Below are 25,891 nucleotides of genomic sequence, written 5' to 3'. Positions count from 1 at the left end.
CCCGAACCACTTATACTTACGGTTCGGGCCTCTCTCCCCTCAAAAAAGAAGGGTTTTATTCTTTATCTGCTTTTCCAAGCTCATAAGCTTCGTTCATAACTTTCATTAACAACTCTAACACCGGCTGCGCTTTCTCCATATCAAGCGCAATTCCATTATCATCTAAAATGGCCTTTGCTTCTGGTAAATGCTTCATTGCGATTTGTAAAAATTGCATGCTTTTCTCATTCATATTATGTTCTTCCTCTCCATTAAAACTTTCACATACATAGTGTAACACGCTCGCTATCCTTCGTATAACTCTTTATATTTTTTCATATGTGCCAATTGTTTATTTAAACCGTATTCTAACGGCGTATTTCTTTTTATCGAAATAATCTCTACAGCTGAATCTCTTTCTTCCACATTCTCTTTCTTCACTTTATCCTCTGCACCCAGAAGGTTCATACCTTTTTTCCATAGTGACTTTTTACCACTAAGTAAATTGTATATGCCGAGATGCTCCTCGTTCATTCCATTTTCCCATAAGTATTCACATGCATCTTCAACGTACAGTAGATCACTGGCGTTTTCCTCACTCGTATAATGGCACTCTTTCTCACCCAGTTCTGATAAAATGAGCTGATGGTACATCATAAAAGATGGTTGCCATGGACCATATAATGTAGGAACTCGAAATACACTATATTGTACCTCTCCTTTTTTCAAGCTTTCTTCCACTTTCGAAAATAGACGTTTATTTTCGGACTCATCTGCGCTTCCTACTTCAATAGAAGAAATTAGATTTAACTTCACTTTATGTTCTTCACACAGTCTTATAATTCGCTTTAAATACTGTAATATAACTCTTTCATTTCGAAAGCCGCTTTGTTGATTTGGTTCATACAAACAAAAGTAAACTGTATCGAACTTCTCTCCTTCTACTGATTTCCATCCATCTTCGTCTCTTATCGAATAATACGTAAATAACGCATTTCGGCCAATTAACAATAACTTCTCTTCATTAATTTTTGTCATATTCTCGAATTCATCAAAATCAAGACCGTACACTTCTACTTCTTCTGCAACCATTTTATTCACAAGGTGATAACCTACAAACGTAAGTGCACCTACAATTAGCACGCGCTCCATACCACCAACCCTTTCTCCTTGAAACAAATAGCTCCTCATTTATGTATATGGGAGCTTCACAATTCTTCTTCATATTTTTTAAAGAAATCAGTCGTTTGCCTAACCATTTTATATTTCACATCTTGCAGATGGAATAAGACAGAAGTATCGCATTGATTGAATTGCCTCATTTTCTCGTATTTACGTAACAACTGTTTTCTACCTCTTTTTTCTTGTGTTGATACGAAAACTTTAACAGGTACACAGGATGGAAGAAGCGTAAATGATTTCTTATTTATTTTGGATTCTAATTCTTCTTCTTTGGAATCATACGCTAAACTTAATTCCTTCACGAGTCTCTTGTAAAAAAACTTATGCTCTTTCTCAAACTCCACATATTCTGGTAAATCTAAACACGGATTTAGCATAATGACAGAGCGTATACATTCAGGATATTTGTTCATCATTTCAAGTGCTACAAGTGCCCCCATACCATCTGCCATAATGTGCATTTTCGCATTCAATGTCTCTTTTCTCAAAACAACGTCATATAGGCGTTTTGCTAGACGAACAGATTGATCATTTCCCCAATGTCTTCCGTATAAATTAGAAGAAAAGACCGTATAGCCTTCCTCAATAAGGCCATGTAAAAAATAAGATCTACCCGCATGCTGTGTCCATAAACTTGTACCATTCTCAATAAAATAGTTGTAATCACCAAGAAGCATGACAGAAAATCCATTTGGCTTCTCCGGTAAATAAATAACACATGGTTCTTTTTCTAAGTAAAAAAAACGTTCCGTAATACTCATTTTTCCCCCGCCTTATTTTCTAAACGTATAAAAGTACTCTTTTATAATGTATGAACAGAATGCAAATTTGCGTTGAAAAATCTACAAATATTTTTCTATATTCTTTTTTCAATTGTGTTACAATAAGGACAGATTGAACGAATAGAGGTGTAAAATATGCGTTTCATTTGGGCATTAATTTGGTCGTTCTTGCTTGTACATATGATGAGCTACGTAATCGGCTCTATGACTGGCGGTACATACGATTTTAACCAAGCGTCTATTTTCTCAGTTGTTCTTGCAGTATTAGTACTAGCAATTTCAGCTGCAATTCCAAACGAGCCAGTAGAACAACACTAAAAAAAGAGTCCGGATTTTATCCGAACTCTTTTTTTATTTCACACGCACGACTAACTCGTTATTTTCAACATCAACAACTACGTGACTATTGTCAGTAATCGTTCCTGCAATTAATTCTCGTGCTAGTTTCGTTTCCACTTGACGTTGTACATATCGTTTTAATGGACGAGCTCCGTACATTGGATCAAATCCAGCTTCTACAACAAACTCTTTCGCAGCATCTGTTAATTCTACCGTAATGTGACGATCAGCTAAACGACCTTGTAATTCTTTTACAATTTTATCAACAATACCTTTAATTTCATTCGCTGTAAGAGGTTTGAATAAAATAATTTCATCGACACGGTTTAAAAACTCTGGTCGGAAATGTCCTCTTAATTGTCCCATTACAAGCTCTCTTGATTCTTCTTTAATGGAGCCATCTTCTTCTAATCCATCTAATAAATGAGCAGATCCAATATTTGACGTCATAATAATAACTGTATTTTTAAAGTCTACTGTACGTCCTTGCGAATCTGTAATGCGACCGTCATCTAACATTTGTAATAAAATATTGAATACTTCTGGATGCGCTTTTTCGATTTCGTCTAACAAAATAACAGAATACGGTTTACGTCTTACTGCTTCTGTTAATTGACCGCCCTCTTCATATCCAACATATCCAGGAGGTGCACCAATTAAGCGTGACACAGCGTGTTTCTCCATATACTCAGACATATCAATACGAATCATTTGCTCTTCACTATCGAATAAAGACTGCGCTAACGTTTTTGCAAGTTCTGTTTTACCAACACCTGTTGGTCCTAAGAAGATGAAGGAACCAATCGGACGGTTCGGATCTTTAATACCAGCGCGAGCACGAAGAACTGCATCTGATACTAGGCTTACCGCTTCTTCTTGTCCGATGACACGCTCTGATAAAATTTGCTCTAGGCGTAGTAATTTCTCGCGTTCCCCTTCAACGAGTTTCGCGACAGGAATACCAGTCCAGCGTGAAACAATATCAGCAATCTCTTCTTCACTTACTTCCTCACGTAATAAACGATTTTCTTGTTTATTATGTGCGCCCATTTCTTCTGCTTCTTTTAACTCTTTTTCAATCGCAGGAATTTTCCCGTGACGAAGTTCCGCTGCTTTATTTAAATCGTAATTCCCTTCTGCTTCTTCTAATTCACGGCGCAGACGCTCTAAATGTTCACGTAAGTCACGAACTTTGTGAATATCTTCTTTTTCTTTCTCCCATTTCGCTCTCATACCACTTGCAACTTCTTTTAAATCCGATAATTCACGTTGCAACGTTTTTAGACGTTCTTGGCTACCAAAGTCCTTCTCTTTTCCAAGAGCTGCTTCTTCAATTTCAAGCTGCATAATGCGGCGTGTTACTTCATCTAATTCTGTCGGCATAGAATCAATCTCTGTTCGAATCGTTGCACATGCTTCATCAACAAGATCAATTGCTTTATCTGGTAAGAAACGATCCGAAATATATCGATCTGATAAAACTGATGCTGCTACAATCGCGCGGTCATGAATATTTACACCATGGTAAATTTCAAAACGCTCTTTTAAACCACGTAAAATGGAGATTGTATCTTCAACGGTTGGTTCTTCTGCTAATACTTGTTGGAAACGTCTTTCTAGCGCTGGATCTTTCTCAATATATTTGCGATATTCATCTAGTGTTGTCGCCCCGATACAATGCAGTTCACCACGCGCAAGCATCGGTTTTAACATATTCCCTGCGTCCATCGCACCTTCTGTTTTACCAGCGCCGACGATTGTGTGCAGTTCATCAATGAATAATAAAATGCGGCCTTCACTCTTTTTAATTTCATTTAATACAGCTTGCAGACGTTCTTCAAATTCACCACGGAATTTCGCGCCAGCTACAAGTGCACTCATATCTAACGCAAAAATTGTTCTATCTTTTAAACCTTCAGGTACGTCCTTTTTCACAATACGCTGTGCTAATCCTTCAACAATTGCTGTTTTACCAACACCTGGCTCACCAATTAAAACCGGGTTGTTTTTCGTTTTACGTGAAAGAATGCGAATGACGCGGCGAATTTCACTATCACGCCCGATAACAGGATCAATTTTCCCCGCTCTCACTTCTGCCACTAAATCACGGCCATATTTTTCTAACGCTTCATATGTTGCTTCTGGATTTTGACTAGTCACTCTTTGATTCCCCCGAACTGTCATTAAAGACTGTAATAAGTTATCTTTCGTAATATGAAATCTTGTGAATAATTGGTTTATATCGCCTTTTTCTTCAGAAAAAGCAAGCAATACATGCTCGACTGAAATATAATCATCTTGTAATTTCTCTGCTTCTTTTCCCGCTCTTACAAGTAGTTGTTGCAGAGCACCTGTTATATATAATTTGCCTGCTTCTGCACCACTTCCCGTTACAGAAGGCTTTTTCTTAATTAAACTTTCAGCGCCTTGTTTTAACGCTTCTATATCGACATTCATTTTTTGAAAAATACGTACTGCTAACCCATCTTGCTCTTCTAATAATGTAAACAAGAGATGAACAGTATCTACTTCTTGATGATGATGAGATACCGCTAAAGATTGGGCACTCATAATCGCCTCTTGTGTTTTTGTTGTCATTTGATTTAAGTCCATCTTTACAGCCCTCCAAAAGTTTGACTTTCTTTGACCTTTGATTTGATTATACGCCAACTGACTTTTTTATACAATAATTTTGCTTATGTATTTTCAAACTTATTATTGGAAAAAGAAAAAAGGAGCATGCATGATACGCCTGAAAAATATACGGTAAATGAAATTATAATATGTGACGACAAAAAAGCCGCAATAATAATTGCGGCTTCTGTTACGGTTTTCTTTTATACGTCCACTGGCGGTTATGATTTGTGTTATCTGGAAACTTGTCACCAGCAGTTAGTTTCACCATTTGCGGGTCTTTTACCATACTTCCCGTTTCACCAATTTCCACATAAATGCCATCATTCGGCGCTTTTTGCCCAGAACGAAACCTACGATTTTGTCCCATTTCCATTCTCCTTCCATGACGTCTTTGCCTCATTAGTATATCCATTTTAAAAGAAAGCTTTTCTGTCATGTTTAGGAAACAAGTACTACATTTCGTTCTTGTACATATACATGAATGACACAAGCTTAAAGCAGGGATTTCCTTCCTATTTGTAGAAAAAAAGAAACCAACCTACTCTAGGCCAGTTTCAAAGGAGAGTCAAACATATACGAGAAGATTACATGTTCATTATAAGCCTCATCATACGAGCAATGTAACCCTTTTCACAATTTGTACATAATGAAAGAAACATTGTTTGAACTTTCCAAAAAGATGTTGACTTTTCTTAATTTCCAACGAGAAATAGTAGACACCGCAGCACTTTGCGACGTAAGATGGATATATAGTGAAATTTCCATCTATGGTGGTCTCACCCAGTCTAACCTCTTATTTCTGCATATTAAAAACGGAAATACAGATAAAAACAAAAAAATTATTATAAGAGGTGAAATTATGAACAAACAACATTTAATCGCATTAGACTTAGACGGCACATTATTAACAGACAACAAAATAATTTCCACTCGAACGAAACATACAATTGCAAAAGCAAAGGAACAAGGACATATTGTCGTTATTTCAACAGGGCGTCCATTCCGTGCTAGTTATGATTACTATAAAGAACTTGGCCTGAACACACCTATCGTAAACTTTAACGGTGCTTACGTACATCATCCTCTTGATTCAAAGTGGGGAACACATCACTCTCCTCTTGAGCTAGCAACAGCCCAAGAAATTGTCCGAGCTTGCTTTGATTTTGGCGTAAAAAATATATACGCTGAAGTAATGGACGATGTGTATGTTCGTGAAATTGATGAAGATAAAAAACATATTTTCGAATTCGGTTCTCCAAAGATTTTTACAGGAGACTTATTAAATATTTTAAACGATCATCCAACTTGCTTATTAATTGATGCACATGACGAGCATTCCAGTGCAATTCGTCAACATTTAACTGATATGCACGCTGAAGTAATTGACCATAGAAAATGGGGCGCACCTTGGCCGATTATTGAAATCGTAAAAAGCGGGTTAAATAAAGCTGTTGGATTACAAAAAATTTCTAGTCATTACAACATTCCACAAGAACGAATTATCGCTTTCGGTGATGAAGATAACGACTTTGAAATGATTGAATTTGCTGGTCACGGCATCGCAATGGGAAATGCAATTCCTGAATTAAAATCACTTGCAAACCATACAACGTTAACGAACGAAGAAGATGGTATTGCACTATATTTAGAAGAGGTTCTTGGGTTGTAATCTAAAAATTCCCTACTTATAGTTTCTCGCCAAACGCTCATACTATGATTAGACGCAAAAGTCAGCGCGTCGATTGTTTTCAGCTAAATAAAGGGGGTTTTTCGAATGGGTAAAAAGAACAAATCAAAACGTTTTATCCAACAAGGAGCCGATGCTGTTATGAAGCATGATGCAAGATTCCCGTACCGTGGTACATTAGCTGAGGCAGAAAAAGCGAGAAGCAACTCTTCTTTTGGAGGGGTCTAAATGGGGAACTTACTATTCCAACAAGCTAGAGATGCTGTTGCAAATGCCGTATCTTGTTCAAGCGGTGCTGAGCAACAAGATCTCGTATACAGAGCCAAAAACGCTTTGCACTCTGCTTACGCAAACTCTTCAACAGCTGAAAAAGTTCAGCTACGCGAAATGCAGGAGCAGTTGCAAAACATTACGAATTTACATTAAAAAAGAGGACCAGCTTTGGTCCTCTTTAATCTTTTCGGAACAGTCCAAACACCCCAACAGTTTGCAGTACGTTTGTAAATGCACCTGGGTCCACTTGTTTAATAACCCTCTCTAATTCATACAGTTCGTAACGCGTAATAACAATCATTAACATTTCCTTATTTTCATTTGTATAAGCACCTGTTGCCGGTATCGTTGTAATCCCCCTCACTAAGCGTGAGTGAATTGCCTTTCTTACATCTGCCCCATTCTTCGTAACAATTAATGCTGTAATCTTCACATGACGCGTATGAATCGCATCGATGATTCGCGTTGACACATACAAAGTCACCAAAGTATATAATGCTTTTTCCCACCCATACACATAGCCAGCAGCAATAATGATCAGTGCATTAAAGAAGAAAAAATACGTACCGACAGGCTTATCTTTTATTTTAGATAAAATCATGGCGATAATATCTAAACCACCTGTAGAGGCCCCCCACTTTAACGCGATCCCTACTCCAATTGCCGAAATAAGCCCTCCAAAAATTGCATTCAAGATGATATCATTCGAAACAGCTCGAACTGGGATAATTTCTAAAAACAACGTCATAAAAATAACGCACAAAAAACTAAAAAACGTAAAAGCTTTCCCAACCTTTTTCCACGCTAAAATAACGACGGGAATATTAAATAAGCTAAACAATACTCCTGTAGATATATGAATAGATAAAAAATCTCCTAATATTTGTGATAATAATTGAGATAATCCAGCAAAACCACTCGCGTACACTTTCGCTGGTGTTAAAAATAAATTCATTCCAATCGCGTTTAATAAACCTGCAATGATTACAACGATTAACTTCTTTATAAGTTCGGTATAATTCAACTTCAAATCCATTTCTAATCCACCTTTATTATTCATGAATGCACCACTATACATAGTCTTTACGAAAAAGGAAATGATAAACGTACAACGTTTAGAAATGGAGTTGATACATATGCCACATACGAGTGATAACGACAAAAAAGCACGCGATAATAATGCAAAACGCGCACAAAAAAATGAGCAAGAACAAAAAAATATAGAGCAAGGTAAGCATTCTTATTCTAAAAAGACCGATCACCTTTGATTTCATCGTACACCAGCAAAATTGTTGGTGTACTTTTTTTACATTTTACAGGAAAAAACATTAAAAATTCACTTCATGTTCACTTCTATATTCTACAATAGCGATAACATATTCGGATGAGGTGTTAGCATGAGAGGGAAACATATTTTCATTATTACTGCACTAATAAGCTTATTAATGCTAGCTGCTTGCGGGCAAAAAAATAGCTCAGCTACAGTCGCTACGGCAACAGACTCAACCATTACGAAGAGCGACTTCGAAAAGCAGTTAAAAGATCGTTACGGAAAAGACATGTTATACGAAATGATGGCACAAGACGTTATCACGAAAAAATATAAAGTATCTGACGCTGATGTAGATAAAGAAGTACAAAAAGCGAAAAATCAATACGGTGATCAATTCACAGCGGTACTAGAAAACAATCGTTTAAAAGATGAAGCTGATTTCAAAAATCAAATTAAATTCAAACTTGCTATGAATGAAGCAATTAAAAAAAGTGTTACAGAAAAAGACGTGAAAGACCACTACAAACCAGAAATTAAAGCGAGCCACATTTTAGTAAGTGACGAAAATGAAGCGAAAGAAATAAAGAAAAAATTAGATGCTGGTGCTTCATTTGAAGAACTAGCAAAACAAGAATCGCAAGATCTACTATCAAAAGAGAAAGGCGGAGACCTTGGATACTTCAATTCAGGTACAATGACACCTGAATTTGAAACAGCTGCCTACAAACTAAAAATTGGTCAAATTAGCGATTCCGTCAAATCACCAAATGGCTATCACATTATTAAACTAACTGGTAAAAAAGATTTAAAACCTTACGATGAAGTGAAAGACTCCATCCGCAAAAACTTAGAAGCAGAACGTATTGCCGATCCTACATTTGGTCAAAAATTATTACAACAAGAATTAAAAAAGGCAAATATTAAAATAAACGATAGTGAGTTGGAAGATACGTTTACTCTTGCACATGAGCAAGGAAATTAAGAAAGCACCACCTTATATTTTACAAATATAAGGTGGTGCTTTCTATTTACTTTATTTCTTAAAGTACGTCCAACCTTCTTCTTGGTAAACCTTTTCTTCTTTCATCAACTTACCAAGTGCACGCTTAAATGCAGCTTTACTCATATTGAAACGTTCTTTAATATCTTCTGGGTGGCTCTTATCCCAAAATGGCATTGCTCCGCCTCGTTCTTCCATATAGTCATAAATTACAGCAGCGTCATCTTCCATTCCTTCTTCTTTACGAGGAAGAAGTGAAATGTTAATTGTACCATCGTCTTTCACGTCAATAATACGGCCCGTTACACGCTCACCGATGCGGACTTGTTCTTTTCTTTCTGTATGGTGTAAGAAAGCACGGAAATGCTCATCAGTTAGTATGAATGAACCAACTTGAAGTGAACGATACACACGTCCATTTACGTTTTTATTACGCATAGATGGCGTCGCATCTACGATAATTTCTTGCATATCACTGTCTCTTGCCGGAAGAGCAATTAAACGATCACGATTCGTTAATTTTAATGTACAATATAATTCGTCGCCTACTTCTGGCCATACTGGCATATAAATTGGAAACTCATCGGCTGGGATTAGTATATCTTTTGATACACCAATATCAACAAACACACCTAAACTAGGAATAACTTCTACAACCTTTACCCAGTTCCAATCAAAAGTTGTAATAAGTGGCTCCTTCATTGTTGCTGAAATACGATTTTGATGATCAAGGTATAAGAATACATCAATCGTATCGCCTTCTTCAATTTCTCCAACTAATTCGTTTTTATGTAGGAAAATTTCTTCTTCTTCATTCCCAACCATATATCCGATTTCCGTTTCGCGTAAAACAGTTACCTGTTCAATCGATCCTAATTGTAAATACATATTTTTTAATTCCCTTCTCTATATAAAGTGAAACTTTAATCAGTGGGGGTTTTGTTCCTTTCCACTGATTATCAGCCCTCACCAATCGGGCGTTTACGGCAGTGGATCTCCCACTTAACTTCTTTGCTCTAACTGAATGCCCGTTAATGCGGGATAAAATTATCTTTTTTATCATTCCAAACAAAAGTTAATTATAACACGATTTTCCCTTTATTTGTCCAACTGCCCAAAATTCACTATAATAAAATGAGGTTACATGATTATAAGTATGAAAACACTTAAGTCTAAGCTCGTTTTCAGCTATACTTTAGTATGTACAGTACATAAAAAGATTAGAAATTTATTTGGAGGTGCTAACTATGGCAAAAGATAGTTCTTTTGACATCGTTTCGAAAGTAGAATTACCTGAAGTAACAAACGCAATTAACATCGCATTAAAGGAAATCCAAAACCGATATGACTTTAAAGGAAGTAAAAGTGATATTAAATTAGAAAAAGAAGTACTAGTTTTAACTTCTGACGATGAGTTCAAATTAGACCAAGTAAAAGACGTTCTAATTTCTAAACTTGTAAAACGTAACGTTCCAATTAAAAACTTGGATTACGGAAAAGTTGAAGCTGCGACTGGTAACACAGTTCGCCAACGTGCAACCCTTCAACAAGGTATCGATAAAGATAACGCGAAAAAAATTAACAACATCATTAAAGAAATGAAATTAAAAGTAAAAACACAAGTACAAGATGACCAAGTACGTGTTACAGCGAAAAGCCGTGATGACTTACAAGCAGTCATCGCAGCAGTTCGCAGTGCTGACTTACCAATTGACGTACAATTCATTAACTACCGCTAAAAAGAAAAACATCCTCTGTGTAGAGGATGTTTTTCTTTTTAGCGTCAGGATCTAAACTTACAAGTAATCGGATAGTTAGAATAGAGATTGGATTATTGTAGGATTTACTTTTACACATTAGATATATGCATAAATTAACCAAGTCCTTTTGAAAATCGGCGCAAAAAACCTCCCTACCCACTCAAATGTAACAATTTATGAGTATAAGAATATTTCCCACCCTTACATGCAATGTAAAATTAGTAAGGAATTTATTTTATGAAAAAATGTTAATTAAAAAAGAGTTAGAAGTGGTAATTTGAAAAAATTAATACTATGGTTTTTATTAACTACATTCTGTCTACATATTGCAGGATGTTCTAATAATATAGCTACACCCAAGGATAAATCTAAAACTTCAACACCTGCAAATTGTAAATCCATCAACAAAGCTTGGTACAAGAAACATATGTAACGTAATAATTGATGATATAAATCTAAAAAAAGACACCCTAAGGTGCCTTTTTTTATAGACAATAATACGATATTCATCAAAAATTATGAGTGATTTTTTTATTTTGATTTTCAAAATAATTTTCTTTAACTATTTTTATCAAATTTTCTTTTTCTGTTAGTTCAAATATAAATAATGCTTTTTTCATGTTATCAGCTACATCTTCTTCATTATATTTTTTCAGTTTCAGCAAATTCCAAGCTTTTCCATAGTACAATTCACCTAATAAATATAAAGTATTTAAATTAATAGCTAATTTGATACCCATATCATTGTATTTTATTGCCTCTTCATGCTGATTTGCATGACCTAAAATTTTCGCTAAATTAAAAATGATTTTTAATTTAATCTCTTTATCTCTAGGAAAATCTAACTTATTAAAATTCGTTAAGCATCTTCTTAATATAGTAATACTCTTTTCATGCTCTTTATTTGCCCAATGAAATATAGCTATCGACTGCATAATATCTATTTCTCTTTCTGATAAAAAATCAACATTCGTTACTGTTAGTTTTAACGCGCTATTTAAAAGATTTAAAGCAGTTTTTATTGATTTATTTACATGAAATATAGCAATGGCTTCATGCCATATTAGAAATTGTTTATCTTCTTTTAACTGGAAATTATTTTCGTTTTTCTCTTGTTTCACTATTTCGTAAAGTTCATTATATTGTTTTTGCTTTGTACAATCCCTCATTACATACTTTACATTTTCTACGTATTTTAGTTTTTTGTTTTGCGTTAGTGCGAAAATATTATTTGGATCAATACCAAGTCTTTCAGATAATTGATATAACAATATGCTAGATGGATAAATCATCCCTTTTTCTATTTTGCTAATTTGACTTTGCGAACATATTCCATGGCACAATTCAGATTGTGATATATTCTTTTTCATTCTAAGTTCTTTAATGGTAATACCCAAATCGTAAAATTCCATTTTTCCTCCCCAAATATAGCCCTCAATGAGTAACAGAACATTTTTCACCCTTTAATGTAATGTAAAATCAATATAGTTGCAATTATTGTTTTACTCTAAAGGTCTTTTCACTTCTTTGTTTAGCTGCATTTCGAGGCGAGAGTCTTACTTCACAGAAAAACAGACTAGGGAGAAAGTTTTCTCCTTAGCCTGTCCCACCGATATTTCGCATTTATTAAGAGCAACACCATATTGCTTTATCAAATGATTTTTCAGGAATGTATACTTTATCATTTTCGATTTTGTATTTTATATCGTTTCTCTTCAGCACTTCCGTATCAACAGAATGAACACTATCACCCCACCGAACAAACTCCCCATCATCACGGTTGTCCCAAAAATAAAAACTTACGAATACGATAAAAACACATACGCATAGAGCGAACCACTTCTTTTTCCGCAAATACCTCACCACCTTAAACTGGAGAGCTACTAAAAAAACATTACTCATTTCCGTCTCTTTTTAACAACAATTAAAAACGCAATAAATAATACGTTCACACCGACGATTAAAGAGATAAATAACCAATTCACACCTGTTTCTCCGCTGACTTTATACACATTTGATTCTTCTCGCTTTAAAACGAGATAAAATTTTCCGTTTTCTTCTCTTATAATTTCATCTTCCAACAATCCTCTTAACTCTTGTTTTTCGCCAATCGCACTTACAGGTAACGCAACTTTTTGTGTTTTTTTCGTATTATTAATCGCTACTAATGTGACTTCATCTTTATACTTTCGTTTCAGTATACTCATTCCATCTTTATCATATAAAAGCTCAAACGTACCGCGCCTTAGAGATGGTCTCGCTTGTCTAAGCTCACCAAGTTTCGTTATGTGCTGCATAAACTTTTCATCTGATTTGAAATCCATTAATCGTCTATTATCTGGCGTATCCCCTCCATCTAATGCAATTTCAGTCCCATAATAAAAATTTGGAATACCTGGTGATGTTAATAAATATGTAAGAGCTAGTTTCAAACGAGATGGTGGATAATTCATATTCTCTTTTGCAATACGGGCAAATCTTTTTGTATCTTGATTATCTAAAAATACAACAGATTCCCCGGCTTTTTTACTCACATCATATAAAGGTTTCGCCGATACATCCACTTTGGAAAATGATTCTACTATTTTTTCGTTATATTCACTATTTTCTTTTGTCACAATACGAAAATCTTTCTTTATCACTTGCATATCTTTTTGCACATCATCCCAAAAAGCAGGCGATTTTTTTTCACTATGCATTACATAACTTGCATCTAAATCAACTTCTTTGATCCACCATTTCATCGATTCGATTACTTGTTGTTCGTTTTCTCCAAGCGGAAATTGAAATACAACTTTCATTCCTTTTGCATGAGCTTCTTTTACAAGTTCTTTCACATCATTTTCTGTTCCGAAATGTTCATTTACCTTTTGAAAATTGCGGACGTCTAACCCATCGTACTTTCCACTTTCAAAAAGCGGAGAAAGCATAACAGCAGTAAAACCCATTTCTTTTATGTAATCCAGTCTTTTTATAATCCCTCTTATATCTCCACCCTGATATCCTTCTAAATTACCAACTTCTAACTGTTTGTCATTTTTCGGTTCCCCATTATTAAAACGATCAATCATAATGGAATATATAACTTCGTCTCGCCACTCTCTTTTTTCGTCTGCAAATGTATGTATTGGTACAAACAAAACGACAGCTAAACAAAAACAAATGAATAGTTTCCTAGTATGTATTTTCCCCACACGCATCCCCCATGTTTTTTAATTGTAAGAATATTATACCAATTATCCGAACGAATCGCATACGTTGATTTCATTCTTATCAAATTACTCCATGTTAGATTTTCTGACATAACACATAAAGTTTTCTGAATTTTTAGTTGATTTTTCATTTCATTTCGAATATGATATGAAACATAACAAATTGATGTTATTTTTTCTAACATTATAGGAGGAGAGAGAATGAATACGGGAGATACGGTTTTTATGTTTGTAGCGACAGTAATGGTCATGTTAATGACACCAGGATTAGCACTTTTTTATGGAGGTATGGTTCGCAGTAAAAACGTACTCAGTACGACAATGCATAGTTATAGCGCAATGGCTATCGTTTCGATTCAGTGGATTGTAATTGGTTATTCTTTATCATTCGGACCAGATTGGCACGGACTTATCGGCACATTCGATTGGTTCGGTTTAAACGGAGTTACCTACGCACCAAATCCAGACTACTCATCTACTATTCCTCACAACTTATTTATGATGTTTCAACTCATGTTCGCTATTTTAACTCCTGCTTTAATTTCAGGTGCATTCGCCGAAAGAATGCGATTTTCAGCTTTCCTTATTTTCATCCTTCTATGGACAACGATCGTTTACAATCCTGTCGCTCATTGGGTATGGGGTGTTGGTGGATGGCTAAGAGAACTTGGCGCGTTAGACTTCGCTGGTGGTAATGTCGTTCATATCACATCTGGTGTTGCTGGCCTTGTATTAGCTATTTTCCTCGGAAAACGAAAAAACATAAACGGTTCGTCTCCTCATCATTTGCCATTTACGATGTTAGGTGCAGGCTTACTGTGGTTCGGCTGGTTCGGTTTTAACGTCGGAAGCGCATTATCTTTAAACGACGTAGCTTTAACTGCATTTATTAATACAAATATAGCCGCCGCTGCCTCAGCATTAACTTGGATGCTTTCAGAATGGTTCTTCCAATCAAAACCGACTGCGATGGGGGCTGCTTGCGGAGTTGTTTCCGGTCTAGTCGCTATCACACCAGCTTGTGGGTTCGTTACACCTTTCTCCGCCCTTCTTATCGGAGCAATCGGCGGTATATTATGCTTCGGAGCGGTCTTTTTCTTAAAAACAAAATTTGGATACGACGATACACTTGATGCTTTTGGATGTCACGGCATCGGAGGAACTTGGGGCGGTATTGCGACAGGACTATTCGCAACTACTGCTGTAAACAGCGATGGCGCTAACGGATTATTTTACGGAAACGCTACTTTACTTTTTAAACAACTTGTAGCAATTGGAGCAACATATGCATTTACAATCATCATGACGTACGCCATTATAAAAGCAATTAACTTCTTCCTCCCTGTTCGGGTAGATGAGCACGAGGAACATATGGGACTTGATATTTCGATGCACGGTGAGAAAGCTTATGAGCATACAGAGCGAGTGAACTAAAAAAGAGATGCAATCTACTGATAGTAGATTGCATCTCTTTTTTGTACTCGTTGGCAATATACCCCAATTGGTATTTCCGTGAATATATCAGCGATTATTCGGATATATCGACGATTTTTCAAATATATCAGCGATTCTTTCAATATATCGACGTTTCGACACAGTATATCGATTTACCAACAAATTCCGACATAACGAAACTGAAGAATACCCGCGCGTAACTTTACATAAACAATAAAAGACGACCGTTTCATAACAGTCGCCTTTTCCTATTTATTTCGGAGCATTTCCTACATATTGCGTAATATCAACATTTAACGCTTGCGCTAAACGCATACCGTACTCTTGATCTGCACGGAAGAAGTTACAAACAGCTAGTAATTTCGTGCGTTCATTTACGTCTTTTAAGTCATTTGTTAAGTTTGCAATTAAGTTGTCTTGCTCTTCTTTAGAGAATGAACGGTAACGCTCACCTGCTTGTTTGAAGTCATTTGGTTTGTCAATTTTTTCACGAGATACATAGCCTTCTACTTTCATAGTTGAATCGCGGTAAGCTGGGTCTTCAACTGGATTTTCAGCATGACGGCTCGGTTCGTAGTTGATTGTAGATGGGTTTTGATTTATTTGCATCGCACCATCACGTTGTTGGTTATGAACAGCTGCATATGGGCAGTTTACAGGAATTTGTAAGTAGTTTGCACCAAGGCGATAACGCTGTGTATCTGGATAAGAGAATAAACGACCTTGTAATAATTTATCTTCAGATGGTTCAATACCATTTACAGTTGCACTTGGAGAGAACGCCACTTGCTCTACTTCCGCAAAGAAGTTTTTCGGATTACGATTTAACGTCATCGTCCCTACTTCCATTAATGGGAAACGATCTTCTGGCCATACTTTCGTTGGATCTAATGGATCGAAATCTAAAGAATCCGTTTCTTCTAGTTGCATCACTTGTACGTGTAAATCCCACTTCGGATAATTTCCTTTTTCGATTGCATCGAACAAGTCACGAGTTGCATGGTTGAAGTCTTTCCCTTGTACCTCTTGCGCTTCTTTTGCACTTAAGTTACGTACACCTTGCTGCGGTTTCCAGTGATATTTAATGTAGACGATTTTCCCTTCTGCATTAATCCATTTAAATGAGTGTACACCGAAACCTTCCATTTCACGATAGCTTGCTGGTGTACCGTAATCAGAGAATACCCATGTCATCATATGTGTAGATTCCGGACTTAACGTCATGAAATCCCAGTAGCGATCTGGCGTTTGAATATTTGTATCAGGTGCTGGTTTTAAAGAATGCACCATATCAGGGAATTTAATTGCATCACGAATGAAGAAGACTGGTAAATGGTTACCTACGATATCGTAATTTCCTTCTTCTGTATAAAATTTAACAGCGAATCCACGTGGATCACGAGCTGTTTCCGGAGAACCTTGACCATGAATAACCGTTGAGAAACGAACAAATACAGGCGTTTCAGTTCCTTCATTTTGTAAAAATGCTGCTTTCGTATATTGCTTCATGCTGTTTTTCGTTACGAACACACCGTGAGCACCTGCACCACGTGCATGCACAACACGCTCCGGAATACGTTCACGATCAAAGTGCGCAAGTTTTTCTACTAAATGATAGTCTTCTAATAATACCGGTCCACGGCGACCAGCAGTACGAGAATTTTGATTGTCTCCAACTGGAGCACCTTGGTTTGTTGTTAAGCGATTATTTGGATTCATCTAGGGGGATCCTCCTCTTTCTTTCGTAGTAATTATTATTTATTTAAAATTATTATAAATTAATTATTATTCAAAACTAAATTCTTGTCAACTATTTCCTTCATTTTTTTAGAAACAATTTCAGCTAAGCATTCGATAAAAACCGATTGTGCATTCGGCATATTTAGTCTAAAATATTTGGCATTTAGTTCATCCGTTACAACTTTACATTCATAATCGTTGTCATATAAAACTTCTAAATGTTCTGCCACAAAGCCAACTGGACAATATACGAAGGATTCATATCCATGCTCTTTATATAAATCTCTTGTTAAATCTTGCACATCTGGCCCAATCCACGGATCTGGAGTATTCCCAGCACTTTGCCAACCAATTGTATAGTTTTGAATGTTTGCAGCCTCTGCAATTAAGTCTGCTGTATGCTGCAGTTGCTCCACATAAGGATCACCTGCTGCAATAATTTTTTCTGGTAAACTATGTGCAGAAAAAATTACGACAGCCTTCTCATTATCTACAATATTAGTAAAAGTCTCTTTTATTTGATTTGCCCAATACAAAATAAATTTCGGTTCATCGTACCATTGTTCAATTGGTTCAATAACAGGGCCACCGATTTCTTTTGAAAAACGAATAGCCCGGTCATTATACGCTTTAATGCTAAAAGTAGAATAATGCGGCGCTAATACGATACTAATCGCCTGCTCAATTCCATCGCGCTTCATCTCTTCTACTGCATCTTCTATAAATGGGGCAACATGTTTTAAGCCTAAGTAACAAGTAAATTCATACTCTGTAAATATGTTATTCATTGCATCTGTTAATTTATGCGCTTGCTCTTTCGTAATTTTTGCAAGTGGTGAAATTCCGCCAATTGCTTTATAGCGTCCAATTAAATCTTGGAGTGCTTCTTTAGAAGGTTTACGCCCGTGGCGAATATGTGTGTAGTACGCTTCTACATCATCTAATGATTCCGGGGTTCCATATGCCATTACGAGTAAACCTATTTTTTTCTTTGTCATCTATATAACACCTCAATTTCATAAATGAGAATCTTTTTCAAGAACATTTGTTTCCAATTATAACAACTAATAATAAGTACGTCAAAATAATTATTCTAAATAAGTATTATTTCTAATATGATTTTGAATTTTATTTGACAATTCATTTAATAAAAAGCGACTTACACAAAAGTAAGTCGCTTTTCTCCTATTCTTTAATATTTACCCCATATTCTTTAAACCAAACGTGAATTTGTGCTAGATGAGCTAAAAGCTGAGGACCAGTCATTAATTGACCAAACCACGGTGTTTGAAATGCACTGCCGCCTGACTCAATTAATCCGCTCAGCTGTTCTTTATCAAATAGTTCGTGTAAAATTGAGCCTTTATCTGTTAATAAATCTTGTAGCCATACTGTTACTGCTTTCGTATAGTGCGGATTATGCGTTTTCGGATACGGGCTCTTCTTTCTATATAAGATGTCATTGGGAAGTAATCCTTCTAACGCTTTACGTAATAGACCTTTTTCGCGATTTTTATACATTTTCATTTCCCAAGGAATATTCCAAGCATATTCGACAAGTCGGTGATCCGCAAATGGAACGCGTACTTCTAAGCTTGCACCCATACTCATACGGTCTTTTCTGTCTAATAATGTTGTCATAAACCATACCATATTTAAATAAAATAATTGTCGTCTCTTTGCTTCAATTGGGCTTTCTCCCTCTAAAATAGGAACTTCTTGAATGGACTCTTCATAGCGCTGCTGTACATATTGTTGTAAGTTTAATTTATTTCTCCATTCTTTCTTTAGCAGTTGTTCACGTGCTTCTGTAGAGCGCATCCACGGAAATGCACTCGATTGTAAATCATCCTCTCTATAAAACCACGGATAACCACCAAATATTTCATCTGCACATTCCCCAGATAGACCGACGACAAAATCTTGTTTAATCTCTCGACAAAACCATAATAATGAAGAATCAATATCTGCCATACCAGGTAAATCGCGAACGAGCACTGCTTCTGTTAAATACTGCGCTAATTGTTCATTTGAAATGACGCAGCGATGATGGATTGTTTGAAACGTTTCAGTCATCAAATTAATAAATGGTGCATCTGAATTTGGCTGAAACGCATTTGCTTTAAAGTATTTTTCATTATCTTCGTAATCAATCGAATATGTGTGTAATTGCCCTTTCCCTGATCTTTCGTATTCTTTCGCAGCAATTGCTGTAATTGCGCTTGAGTCTACACCACCTGATAGAAAAGTGCACAGTGGTACATCAGAAACGAGCTGCCTTGTAATCGCATCTTGTAATAAAAAACGTGTTTTCTCTACTGTTTCTTCAAAGGAGTCTTCATGCTTTTTACTTTCAACATTCCAATATCTCCATATACATAAACCATTCTTTGAAAATGTCATCGCATGCCCTGGACGTAGTTCTTTTATACCAGCATAAATACCGTGACCAGGCGTTCTAGATGGTCCGAGACCAAATACTTCTGACAAGCCTTCTAACGTTACTTCCGCCTTCACATTTGGATGCGCCAATATCGCTTTTAACTCGGAACCAAATAGTAATCGCCCACTATCGTATTTATAAAATAGCGGTTTTACACCTAATCGATCTCGTGCAATAAAAACTTGTTCTTTCTGTTCATCCCATACGGCAAACGCATATATACCGTTTAAATGATCGACACATTCTTCTTTCCATTCAATATAAGAAGCTAATAGTACTTCCGTATCAGAGTGGCCTTTGAACATATATCCTCTTCTTAATAGTTCCTTTCGAATGTCTTCCGTGTTATACAGTTCGCCGTTATAGCAAATTGCATAATTCGTTTCATCTTTTAAACAAGTCATCGGCTGTTTACCACCCTCAGGATCAACAACGATTAACCGCTTATGCCCAAATGCGACATTGCCTTTAATCCAAACTTTATTATCATCTGGGCCACGCTTCGCTAACGTTTCAGCCATCTTCATAACAGTGGCCCTTTCTCCTTCTAATGAGCGTTTATAATCCACCCATCCTGTAATCCCGCACATATAAATCATCCTTCCATCTTATTACTTTTCCTGAACGTGCAGTAATCCCCACTCTAAAAGTGCGGATCAAAGAAATGACAAACTTGACGGATAACCTACTATCCACATATGGAATAGTATTTTCACTCAGTAAAACGTGTTTTATTGTATGCCCACTTATGTCTAGATGTGTCTAGTTATAAAGAATGCACGAACTGTCTATAACAGAAATAACTACTTTTTATAAAGGAGATATCGTGTATGATACAACGTAAACATATTTTATATAACCAACCCCGCGCCCATACAGTCGGTAATGTAGAATATATAAACAATGAATGGATATTCTTTGATGACGAGAATGAGGAAGCATTTTTATTAGAAGATATTGCTGAAGATGGTTTTGAGGTTTTATATAACAATAACTGGCTACCAGCTCGTTTCTATGAACAAAATGTATTACAAATTGCTAACGAACAGCATCAATTACAAAATGGTGAGATGATACGAATCCGAAAGAAATTACTTCTTAGCTATAAGGAATGGCTTGAAGAGTTACCTGACTCTGTCTTTACATTATTAACTGAATCATTGCAATCACTTCACTACTCTTTATATGATTGCATGTATTGTCATAATTATTTATCTTTCTTACCGAAAGAGGAAGCACGCGAAGGAGTAAATATTCTATTGTTCGATAACGAAGAAATGATTTGTACACTGCAGCATCATTTCGTTCGTCACACGTCTTCCAATAAAAACATGTTTCGTTTTACGAAAGTAAACGGAGAAGAATTGCATATCGATGCGACATAAAAATAAAAACCACCTTATCTCCCAAACATTTGAGATTATAAGGTGGTTTTATTTTCTTTATTAGAATACTTGCCAACCAATCGGTAATTTCAGTCCTAGATAAAATACCGCTACAAGCGCGATAATAAATAATCCCCAGAATGCCCCCGTTGCCTTGTTTTTGCTCATTTTCACAAGAACCATTTCCATTCCAGCGATAACTAAAATACCAGCTAGCATTTTTAGACCGTACCACATGTGATAGCTCTTATCAACTATAGTTTGATCTAAGTATAACCAAACGCCCGTCACAATAATGATAATGTACATAAGACGAAGCCCCATATGTACGCCTTTCCCTTTTCTTCCTGCTGAATAAAGTGAATACGCCACAAAGAATAAAATTAAACCTAACGCCCATGCTGTAATATGCATATGTACCATCGTATCCCTTACCTCCTCTTTTCACACTTTTTCACTCTATATGATAACATGTTCATTTATTTTCAGGAAATGTTTCGCTTTTTTACATTTAAATGCTATAATATTTAGAGTATTTACAAACTTCTTGTAATAACAAAAGGGGGAACAATCATGATTCAAACTAAGGATATTATCGAACTTACAGACACATACGGGGCAAATAACTATCATCCACTTCCAATCGTTATTTCTAAAGCAGAAGGTGTTTGGGTAGAAGATCCTGAAGGAAACCGCTATATGGACTTATTAAGTGCATATTCTGCAGTAAACCAAGGTCATCGTCACCCAAAAATTATTAACGCTTTAATTGACCAAGCTAATCGTGTTACGTTAACTTCTCGTGCTTTCCATAGCGATCAATTAGGTCCTTGGTACGAAAAAGTTGCGAAACTAACTAATAAAGAAATGGTACTTCCTATGAATACGGGTGCTGAGGCTGTTGAAACTGCAATTAAAACAGTTCGCCGCTGGGCTTATGACGTGAAGAAAGTAGAAGCAAACCGTGCTGAAATTATCGTTTGTGAAGATAACTTCCATGGACGTACAATGGGTTCTGTTTCTATGTCTTCAAACGAAGAGTACAAGCGTGGATTCGGTCCAATGCTTCCTGGCATCGTTGTAATTCCTTACGGTGATTTAGAAGCATTAAAAGCTGCAATTACGCCAAACACAGCAGCATTCATTTTAGAGCCAATTCAAGGTGAAGCAGGAATTAATATCCCACCAGCTGGTTACTTAAAAGAAGCTCTTGAAGTATGTAAAAAAGAAAACGTTTTATTCGTAGCAGATGAAATCCAAACAGGTTTAGGCCGTACTGGTAAAGTATTCGCTTGTGACTGGGACAACGTAACTCCTGACATGTACATACTTGGTAAAGCGCTTGGTGGCGGCGTGTTCCCAATCTCTTGCGTAGCAGCAAACCGCGACATTTTAGGCGTATTCGAGCCAGGTTCTCACGGTTCTACATTCGGTGGTAACCCACTTGCATGTGCTGTTTCTATCGCAGCTCTTGAAGTGTTAGAAGAAGAAAAATTAACAGAGCGTTCTCTTCAATTAGGTGAAAAATTAGTTGGGCAATTAAAAGAAATTGATAACCCAATGATCACTGAAGTTCGTGGTAAAGGTTTATTCATCGGTATCGAATTAAACGAGCCAGCTCGTCCTTACTGTGAACAACTAAAAGCAGCTGGTCTATTATGTAAAGAAACACACGAAAATGTAATTCGTATCGCACCACCTCTAGTAATCTCTGAAGAAGATTTAGAGTGGGCATTCCAAAAAATTAAAGCGGTATTATCGTAATAATAGAGAGGTTGTCCTACATGTTGGGACAACCTCTTTCTTTTTATATTGATTTATACTAAAATAAAGTTGTAATTTTCTGCCTTTTAAAATTGTAAAGGAGATTCGATATGTTATTAAGGTATGGTAAACATATTAACTATTTGGCTACATCTTTTATTTTAGTTACATTCTTTGGCTTCCTACTTTCCACAACATTGCTTATTAACTACTCAACTTCTACTACATTCACACTACTGAAAGCATCATTTTGGACTGCTGTTATTCTTACTATCATTGGTTTCGGACGAGAAAAAAGTGCACTTACGGTTATACTATTTGGCATTTGTACACTTGCATTCATTGGCCTTTACATTTTTTCTATTATTGATTACCTCTATAACCCAAGACCATAAAAAAGAGCTATCTTCGATAAGATAGCTCTTTTTTCATTTCACTATATTTCGCAAAGTACCAATGCCTTCTACTGTAATGACAACTTCATCGCCAGCATGTAAAAACTTCGGTGGTGTGAAACCTTTTCCGACTCCAGACGGCGTTCCTGTTGCGATAATATCTCCTGGTTCTAACGTCATGCCTTTACTTATCGTTGAAATAATTTCTTCTATTGAAAAAATCATTTTATTTGTATTTGAAGTTTGCCTTACTTCCCCATTCACTACCGTTTCAATGTGTAACGCATTTGGCGTTTCAACCATTGATTTATGAATTAAATACGGTCCCATCGGACAAAATGTATCGAAACTTTTTCCAAGGAAAAATTGTTTATGCTTCCTTTGAATGTCGCGAGCAGTTATATCATTTATAATGGTATAACCAAAAACATGCTCAAGCGCTTTTTCTTTTTTTATTTGTTTCCCTCGCTTACCAATGATGATAGCTAGTTCGCCTTCATAGTCTAGTTCATTTGTTGCGTGAGGATGACTATTAATTTTTTCATCCATTCCAATAACTGTCGTTGGCGCTTTCGTAAAGATCAGTATATTTTCTGGAATTGACTCTACTCCGCCCATTTCTATCGCATGCTCACGATAATTTTTTCCAACGCAAAGAATATTCTTCCTTGGCCTTGGAATAGGTGCTAATATTTTCACTTCAGTTAACGGATAATACGCCGTTCCTTCATTTTCCTTCGCCCAATTTACAATATCACATATTTTTTCAAAACATTCGGTTCCTCTTTCAATACACTCTAACATTGTAATAGGGATTGTAACCTTTTCTCCCTTTTGCCTTTGCGCTTCCCTTAAGTGCAATACCTTTTCTCCCTCTTCATCTACAATACCTACAAATACCTTTTCTTCTTTTTTCGCCGTTACCAAACGCAATATTTCCACTCTCCATCCTAAAACTCATACCCTTTAATTGTATTCGCATCCGTAAGAAAAAAACCTTCTCATACACGCTAATTTTTACAATATTCTTCTCATATCCTGTTCGTTACTCCTTTATTATTTGGCATAAAATGTAGAAATTTTACTTTTTTTAGCGAAGGTATTTCTTTTTTATTGGGTTTTTGTATAATATGTACTACATATATACTAAAAATTTCATTTAGAGATGGAGCCGATTTCAATGTTTGAGCAAGCGATTGAAAAAAAACGTGAAAAAATGATTTATTTTGCTGAACGCTACGGAATGACTTCTCAAAAAACAGTGGATTGTAGCCAAGAACTGGACAGGCTCTTAAATGCAATTTGGCATGTACATACGGATTTTCACCCTAATCAAACACTCGATACACACACGCAATAACGTGTGTGTTTCTTTTATTTCAAAAAAACACACATTTTATTGAAAACGCCCATATAATAGTAGAAAAGAAAATTTTAAAAACGAAGGGTGTTTTGTATGCCAGCTATGGTCGGACATATTCGTATCGTCAATATTGGATCAAGTGGTATTTTTCATATTGGAGATGTATTTGCGATTAGGCCTATTAGTTATTCACGCGCTTTCGCTGGAGCCGGCTCTTTTAATGTTGGAGATAACGTCTCTGTCTACAATTATCAAAGCGCAACGACTGTTAATGATTCAGATGTCATTGATCAAGCGATAATTGGTTCAACTTAGAGGAGGCGATTGCATTGAATTTTTATGTAAACCAAAGTATCATCATTAACAGCATTAAAATTGATAGCATTACAACCTCTTCTGTATTCCAAATTGGTACTGCTGGAAGTATTAAAGCTCTATCTAAATTCTCAAATACTGGCGGATTTACAGAGCCCCTTCGCCCATTACAGGCGAAAGGACAAATTATTTCTATCAAACCATCAACTAGTTCTTCTTAAGACATCCTTGTCATAAATATATAGCAGGAATATATTTCCCCTCCCTATTGAAAAGGAGGTTTCACAAAATGAATCAAGATATATATACTTACTTACACCAACTTCAACAAGCTCTTCAAGTACAACAAGCAGCCATCCTAAATTTAGAAGATCAAGTACGCCTATTACAAGAAGAGCTTAACGAATTAAAAAATCGCCCCTCCTCTTCTGTAGGAAAAGTGGAATACAAATTCGATCAATTAAAAGTAGAAAATTTAAATGGAACTTTAAATATTGGTTTAAACCCATTTTCAGCAAAAGGACAGCAAATTGAGGATTTTCAAGTTGATACAGAAACTTTGAAGGTCAATCCTGAAACTGACACAAATCCAGATTTTTACCAAGGCATCCTTCAGGAAATGCATCGTTACTTAGATGAAGAAGCATATAATCGAATTCTCCATTTTGAACAAGAAGAGAGAACGCCGCTCGATGAAATGTATCGACAAATGATGGTTGATGACATAAAAAAACAGATGGAGCATAGACTTCCTTATTATTTATCACAAGCGCAATCACATGAAGGGATTTCAACAGATCCAGATTATTTACGAGATATCATTATTCAAGCAATGAAACATGATATCGACAAAGCCTTCCTCTCTTTTATTCAACACATACCGGGCAATTTCCGAAAGGAGTAAGTA

At 36.1% G+C, this 25,891-nt stretch carries 30 protein-coding genes; 15 read left to right on the top strand and 15 right to left on the bottom strand.

Annotated elements, in window-relative coordinates; all coding sequences use genetic code 11:
- Positions 1 to 55: 55 nt before the first annotated feature.
- Genes ATN06_RS06145 through ATN06_RS06135 form a run of 3 tightly spaced genes read right to left on the bottom strand, consistent with a single transcriptional unit; the run spans position 56 to position 1,922 of the window.
- Positions 56 to 232 (bottom strand): ComZ family protein, encoded by a 177-nt coding sequence (locus ATN06_RS06145; protein WP_001986215.1) that lies wholly within the window; start codon positions 230 to 232, stop codon positions 56 to 58.
- A 53-nt stretch (positions 233 to 285) separates the two neighbouring features.
- Positions 286 to 1,158, bottom strand: coding sequence for an NAD-dependent epimerase/dehydratase family protein (locus tag ATN06_RS06140; RefSeq protein WP_060629935.1), 873 nt, complete (start codon positions 1,156 to 1,158; stop codon positions 286 to 288).
- A gap of 29 nt (positions 1,159 to 1,187) precedes the next feature.
- Positions 1,188 to 1,922, bottom strand: a complete 735-nt coding sequence (locus tag ATN06_RS06135) for a lipase family protein (protein WP_048545174.1) — start codon at positions 1,920 to 1,922, stop codon at positions 1,188 to 1,190.
- 156 nt (positions 1,923 to 2,078) lie between these two features.
- Between ATN06_RS06135 and ATN06_RS06130 the strand changes: the two genes are divergently transcribed.
- A complete protein-coding gene (locus tag ATN06_RS06130; protein WP_001211116.1) occupies positions 2,079 to 2,261 on the top strand; it encodes a YjzD family protein in 183 nt (60 codons plus the stop codon).
- A gap of 33 nt (positions 2,262 to 2,294) precedes the next feature.
- Here ATN06_RS06130 and clpB read toward each other — a convergent pair whose 3' ends face one another.
- Positions 2,295 to 4,895, bottom strand: coding sequence for an ATP-dependent chaperone ClpB (clpB, locus tag ATN06_RS06125; RefSeq protein ID WP_060629934.1), 2,601 nt, complete (start codon positions 4,893 to 4,895; stop codon positions 2,295 to 2,297).
- A 211-nt stretch (positions 4,896 to 5,106) separates the two neighbouring features.
- On the bottom strand, positions 5,107 to 5,286 hold the full coding sequence (locus ATN06_RS06120; protein ID WP_000531418.1) for a YjzC family protein: 180 nt from the start codon (positions 5,284 to 5,286) through the stop codon (positions 5,107 to 5,109).
- 492 nt (positions 5,287 to 5,778) lie between these two features.
- Between ATN06_RS06120 and ATN06_RS06110 the strand changes: the two genes are divergently transcribed.
- The 3 genes from ATN06_RS06110 (at position 5,779) to ATN06_RS06100 (ending at position 7,032) form a co-directional block, all read left to right on the top strand.
- Complete coding sequence (locus ATN06_RS06110; protein ID WP_033691175.1) at positions 5,779 to 6,588, top strand: Cof-type HAD-IIB family hydrolase; 810 nt, start codon at positions 5,779 to 5,781, stop codon at positions 6,586 to 6,588.
- Between the two features lie 105 nt (positions 6,589 to 6,693).
- The gene (locus tag ATN06_RS06105) at positions 6,694 to 6,834 is read left to right on the top strand and encodes a hypothetical protein (protein ID WP_000516816.1); all 141 of its coding nucleotides are present in this window, start codon (positions 6,694 to 6,696) and stop codon (positions 6,832 to 6,834) included.
- A complete protein-coding gene (locus ATN06_RS06100; protein WP_000527393.1) occupies positions 6,835 to 7,032 on the top strand; it encodes a DUF3813 domain-containing protein in 198 nt (65 codons plus the stop codon).
- Positions 7,033 to 7,057: 25 nt separating this feature from the next.
- On the opposite strand, the gene ATN06_RS06095 is transcribed toward ATN06_RS06100, so the two are convergent.
- The gene (locus ATN06_RS06095) at positions 7,058 to 7,915 is read right to left on the bottom strand and encodes a YitT family protein (protein WP_000364442.1); all 858 of its coding nucleotides are present in this window, start codon (positions 7,913 to 7,915) and stop codon (positions 7,058 to 7,060) included.
- 100 nt (positions 7,916 to 8,015) lie between these two features.
- On the opposite strand from ATN06_RS06095, the gene ATN06_RS06090 reads away from it, so the two are divergent.
- Positions 8,016 to 8,147, top strand: coding sequence for a DUF3941 domain-containing protein (locus ATN06_RS06090; protein ID WP_060629933.1), 132 nt, complete (start codon positions 8,016 to 8,018; stop codon positions 8,145 to 8,147).
- Between the two features lie 129 nt (positions 8,148 to 8,276).
- A complete protein-coding gene (prsA, locus tag ATN06_RS06085) occupies positions 8,277 to 9,134 on the top strand; it encodes a peptidylprolyl isomerase PrsA (RefSeq protein ID WP_060629932.1) in 858 nt (285 codons plus the stop codon).
- Between the two features lie 51 nt (positions 9,135 to 9,185).
- Here prsA and ATN06_RS06080 read toward each other — a convergent pair whose 3' ends face one another.
- Positions 9,186 to 10,040: a CvfB family protein gene (locus ATN06_RS06080; RefSeq protein WP_060629931.1), complete on the bottom strand. Its 855-nt coding sequence runs from the start codon at positions 10,038 to 10,040 to the stop codon at positions 9,186 to 9,188.
- Between the two features lie 359 nt (positions 10,041 to 10,399).
- Here ATN06_RS06080 and ATN06_RS06070 point away from each other — a divergent pair, with 359 nt between their 5' ends.
- Positions 10,400 to 10,891: a YajQ family cyclic di-GMP-binding protein gene (locus tag ATN06_RS06070; RefSeq protein ID WP_001040146.1), complete on the top strand. Its 492-nt coding sequence runs from the start codon at positions 10,400 to 10,402 to the stop codon at positions 10,889 to 10,891.
- A gap of 530 nt (positions 10,892 to 11,421) precedes the next feature.
- Here the strand turns inward: ATN06_RS06070 and ATN06_RS06060 are convergent.
- From ATN06_RS06060 to ATN06_RS06050, 3 genes are all read right to left on the bottom strand, one after another.
- Complete coding sequence (locus ATN06_RS06060) at positions 11,422 to 12,324, bottom strand: helix-turn-helix domain-containing protein (protein ID WP_060629928.1); 903 nt, start codon at positions 12,322 to 12,324, stop codon at positions 11,422 to 11,424.
- A gap of 214 nt (positions 12,325 to 12,538) precedes the next feature.
- The gene (locus tag ATN06_RS06055; protein ID WP_060633098.1) at positions 12,539 to 12,766 is read right to left on the bottom strand and encodes a hypothetical protein; all 228 of its coding nucleotides are present in this window, start codon (positions 12,764 to 12,766) and stop codon (positions 12,539 to 12,541) included.
- 44 nt (positions 12,767 to 12,810) lie between these two features.
- Positions 12,811 to 14,112: an alpha-amylase family glycosyl hydrolase gene (locus ATN06_RS06050; RefSeq protein WP_060629927.1), complete on the bottom strand. Its 1,302-nt coding sequence runs from the start codon at positions 14,110 to 14,112 to the stop codon at positions 12,811 to 12,813.
- 213 nt (positions 14,113 to 14,325) lie between these two features.
- On the opposite strand from ATN06_RS06050, the gene ATN06_RS06040 reads away from it, so the two are divergent.
- Complete coding sequence (locus tag ATN06_RS06040) at positions 14,326 to 15,558, top strand: ammonium transporter (protein ID WP_060629926.1); 1,233 nt, start codon at positions 14,326 to 14,328, stop codon at positions 15,556 to 15,558.
- A gap of 273 nt (positions 15,559 to 15,831) precedes the next feature.
- On the opposite strand, the gene katB is transcribed toward ATN06_RS06040, so the two are convergent.
- The 3 genes from katB to asnB form a co-directional block, all read right to left on the bottom strand.
- Positions 15,832 to 17,298 (bottom strand): catalase KatB, encoded by a 1,467-nt coding sequence (gene katB / locus ATN06_RS06035; protein ID WP_060629925.1) that lies wholly within the window; start codon positions 17,296 to 17,298, stop codon positions 15,832 to 15,834.
- A 59-nt stretch (positions 17,299 to 17,357) separates the two neighbouring features.
- Positions 17,358 to 18,317 (bottom strand): ferrochelatase, encoded by a 960-nt coding sequence (gene hemH / locus ATN06_RS06030; RefSeq protein ID WP_060629924.1) that lies wholly within the window; start codon positions 18,315 to 18,317, stop codon positions 17,358 to 17,360.
- A gap of 187 nt (positions 18,318 to 18,504) precedes the next feature.
- Positions 18,505 to 20,352 (bottom strand): asparagine synthase (glutamine-hydrolyzing), encoded by a 1,848-nt coding sequence (gene asnB / locus ATN06_RS06025; RefSeq protein ID WP_060629923.1) that lies wholly within the window; start codon positions 20,350 to 20,352, stop codon positions 18,505 to 18,507.
- A gap of 240 nt (positions 20,353 to 20,592) precedes the next feature.
- On the opposite strand from asnB, the gene ATN06_RS06020 reads away from it, so the two are divergent.
- The gene (locus ATN06_RS06020) at positions 20,593 to 21,147 is read left to right on the top strand and encodes a DUF2777 domain-containing protein (RefSeq protein ID WP_060629922.1); all 555 of its coding nucleotides are present in this window, start codon (positions 20,593 to 20,595) and stop codon (positions 21,145 to 21,147) included.
- A gap of 60 nt (positions 21,148 to 21,207) precedes the next feature.
- Here ATN06_RS06020 and ATN06_RS06015 read toward each other — a convergent pair whose 3' ends face one another.
- Entirely contained in the window at positions 21,208 to 21,570 is a 363-nt protein-coding gene (locus ATN06_RS06015) for a YisL family protein (RefSeq protein WP_000233503.1), read from the bottom strand.
- A 150-nt stretch (positions 21,571 to 21,720) separates the two neighbouring features.
- Here ATN06_RS06015 and rocD point away from each other — a divergent pair, with 150 nt between their 5' ends.
- Positions 21,721 to 22,911: an ornithine aminotransferase gene (rocD, locus tag ATN06_RS06010; RefSeq protein ID WP_044792702.1), complete on the top strand. Its 1,191-nt coding sequence runs from the start codon at positions 21,721 to 21,723 to the stop codon at positions 22,909 to 22,911.
- 110 nt (positions 22,912 to 23,021) lie between these two features.
- Positions 23,022 to 23,306, top strand: coding sequence for a hypothetical protein (locus tag ATN06_RS06005; RefSeq protein WP_060629921.1), 285 nt, complete (start codon positions 23,022 to 23,024; stop codon positions 23,304 to 23,306).
- A 33-nt stretch (positions 23,307 to 23,339) separates the two neighbouring features.
- Here ATN06_RS06005 and ATN06_RS06000 read toward each other — a convergent pair whose 3' ends face one another.
- Positions 23,340 to 24,239, bottom strand: a complete 900-nt coding sequence (locus ATN06_RS06000; RefSeq protein ID WP_176225746.1) for a fumarylacetoacetate hydrolase family protein — start codon at positions 24,237 to 24,239, stop codon at positions 23,340 to 23,342.
- A gap of 247 nt (positions 24,240 to 24,486) precedes the next feature.
- Here ATN06_RS06000 and ATN06_RS05995 point away from each other — a divergent pair, with 247 nt between their 5' ends.
- The 4 genes from ATN06_RS05995 (at position 24,487) to gerPC (ending at position 25,888) form a co-directional block, all read left to right on the top strand.
- On the top strand, positions 24,487 to 24,666 hold the full coding sequence (locus ATN06_RS05995) for an aspartyl-phosphate phosphatase Spo0E family protein (protein WP_000462840.1): 180 nt from the start codon (positions 24,487 to 24,489) through the stop codon (positions 24,664 to 24,666).
- Between the two features lie 96 nt (positions 24,667 to 24,762).
- Positions 24,763 to 24,984 (top strand): spore germination protein GerPA, encoded by a 222-nt coding sequence (gene gerPA / locus ATN06_RS05990; RefSeq protein WP_001111187.1) that lies wholly within the window; start codon positions 24,763 to 24,765, stop codon positions 24,982 to 24,984.
- Between the two features lie 14 nt (positions 24,985 to 24,998).
- Positions 24,999 to 25,205 (top strand): spore germination protein GerPB, encoded by a 207-nt coding sequence (gene gerPB / locus ATN06_RS05985; RefSeq protein ID WP_001012508.1) that lies wholly within the window; start codon positions 24,999 to 25,001, stop codon positions 25,203 to 25,205.
- A 68-nt stretch (positions 25,206 to 25,273) separates the two neighbouring features.
- Positions 25,274 to 25,888, top strand: coding sequence for a spore germination protein GerPC (gene gerPC, locus ATN06_RS05980; protein ID WP_060629920.1), 615 nt, complete (start codon positions 25,274 to 25,276; stop codon positions 25,886 to 25,888).
- Positions 25,889 to 25,891 lie beyond the last annotated feature (3 nt).

Source organism: Bacillus thuringiensis (assembly GCF_001455345.1).
In the GTDB taxonomy this organism is placed as follows: domain Bacteria; phylum Bacillota; class Bacilli; order Bacillales; family Bacillaceae_G; genus Bacillus_A; species Bacillus_A thuringiensis_N.
The sequence above is the reverse complement of the archived record's forward strand: the minus strand, read 5'-3'. Positions and strand labels throughout refer to the sequence as shown.

What these genes read in the sequence shown, in the direction of transcription:
- ATN06_RS06015 (WP_000233503.1), bottom strand. Translation starts at nt 21,570, where the DNA reads ATGGTACATATGCATATTACAGCATGGGCGTTAGGTTTAATTTTATTC.
- ATN06_RS06070 (WP_001040146.1), top strand. Translation starts at nt 10,400, where the DNA reads ATGGCAAAAGATAGTTCTTTTGACATCGTTTCGAAAGTAGAATTACCT.
- ATN06_RS06100 (WP_000527393.1), top strand. Translation starts at nt 6,835, where the DNA reads ATGGGGAACTTACTATTCCAACAAGCTAGAGATGCTGTTGCAAATGCC.
- katB (WP_060629925.1), bottom strand. Translation starts at nt 17,298, where the DNA reads ATGAATCCAAATAATCGCTTAACAACAAACCAAGGTGCTCCAGTTGGA.
- asnB (WP_060629923.1), bottom strand. Translation starts at nt 20,352, where the DNA reads ATGTGCGGGATTACAGGATGGGTGGATTATAAACGCTCATTAGAAGGA.
- ATN06_RS06080 (WP_060629931.1), bottom strand. Translation starts at nt 10,040, where the DNA reads ATGTATTTACAATTAGGATCGATTGAACAGGTAACTGTTTTACGCGAA.
- ATN06_RS06005 (WP_060629921.1), top strand. Translation starts at nt 23,022, where the DNA reads ATGTTATTAAGGTATGGTAAACATATTAACTATTTGGCTACATCTTTT.
- ATN06_RS06120 (WP_000531418.1), bottom strand. Translation starts at nt 5,286, where the DNA reads ATGGGACAAAATCGTAGGTTTCGTTCTGGGCAAAAAGCGCCGAATGAT.
- hemH (WP_060629924.1), bottom strand. Translation starts at nt 18,317, where the DNA reads ATGACAAAGAAAAAAATAGGTTTACTCGTAATGGCATATGGAACCCCG.
- ATN06_RS05995 (WP_000462840.1), top strand. Translation starts at nt 24,487, where the DNA reads ATGTTTGAGCAAGCGATTGAAAAAAAACGTGAAAAAATGATTTATTTT.
- ATN06_RS06110 (WP_033691175.1), top strand. Translation starts at nt 5,779, where the DNA reads ATGAACAAACAACATTTAATCGCATTAGACTTAGACGGCACATTATTA.
- ATN06_RS06090 (WP_060629933.1), top strand. Translation starts at nt 8,016, where the DNA reads ATGCCACATACGAGTGATAACGACAAAAAAGCACGCGATAATAATGCA.
- ATN06_RS06060 (WP_060629928.1), bottom strand. Translation starts at nt 12,324, where the DNA reads ATGGAATTTTACGATTTGGGTATTACCATTAAAGAACTTAGAATGAAA.
- ATN06_RS06040 (WP_060629926.1), top strand. Translation starts at nt 14,326, where the DNA reads ATGAATACGGGAGATACGGTTTTTATGTTTGTAGCGACAGTAATGGTC.
- rocD (WP_044792702.1), top strand. Translation starts at nt 21,721, where the DNA reads ATGATTCAAACTAAGGATATTATCGAACTTACAGACACATACGGGGCA.
- ATN06_RS06095 (WP_000364442.1), bottom strand. Translation starts at nt 7,915, where the DNA reads ATGGATTTGAAGTTGAATTATACCGAACTTATAAAGAAGTTAATCGTT.
- ATN06_RS06020 (WP_060629922.1), top strand. Translation starts at nt 20,593, where the DNA reads ATGATACAACGTAAACATATTTTATATAACCAACCCCGCGCCCATACA.
- ATN06_RS06135 (WP_048545174.1), bottom strand. Translation starts at nt 1,922, where the DNA reads ATGAGTATTACGGAACGTTTTTTTTACTTAGAAAAAGAACCATGTGTT.
- ATN06_RS06105 (WP_000516816.1), top strand. Translation starts at nt 6,694, where the DNA reads ATGGGTAAAAAGAACAAATCAAAACGTTTTATCCAACAAGGAGCCGAT.
- ATN06_RS06130 (WP_001211116.1), top strand. Translation starts at nt 2,079, where the DNA reads ATGCGTTTCATTTGGGCATTAATTTGGTCGTTCTTGCTTGTACATATG.
- ATN06_RS06145 (WP_001986215.1), bottom strand. Translation starts at nt 232, where the DNA reads ATGAATGAGAAAAGCATGCAATTTTTACAAATCGCAATGAAGCATTTA.
- gerPA (WP_001111187.1), top strand. Translation starts at nt 24,763, where the DNA reads ATGCCAGCTATGGTCGGACATATTCGTATCGTCAATATTGGATCAAGT.
- clpB (WP_060629934.1), bottom strand. Translation starts at nt 4,895, where the DNA reads ATGGACTTAAATCAAATGACAACAAAAACACAAGAGGCGATTATGAGT.
- ATN06_RS06050 (WP_060629927.1), bottom strand. Translation starts at nt 14,112, where the DNA reads ATGCGTGTGGGGAAAATACATACTAGGAAACTATTCATTTGTTTTTGT.
- prsA (WP_060629932.1), top strand. Translation starts at nt 8,277, where the DNA reads ATGAGAGGGAAACATATTTTCATTATTACTGCACTAATAAGCTTATTA.
- gerPC (WP_060629920.1), top strand. Translation starts at nt 25,274, where the DNA reads ATGAATCAAGATATATATACTTACTTACACCAACTTCAACAAGCTCTT.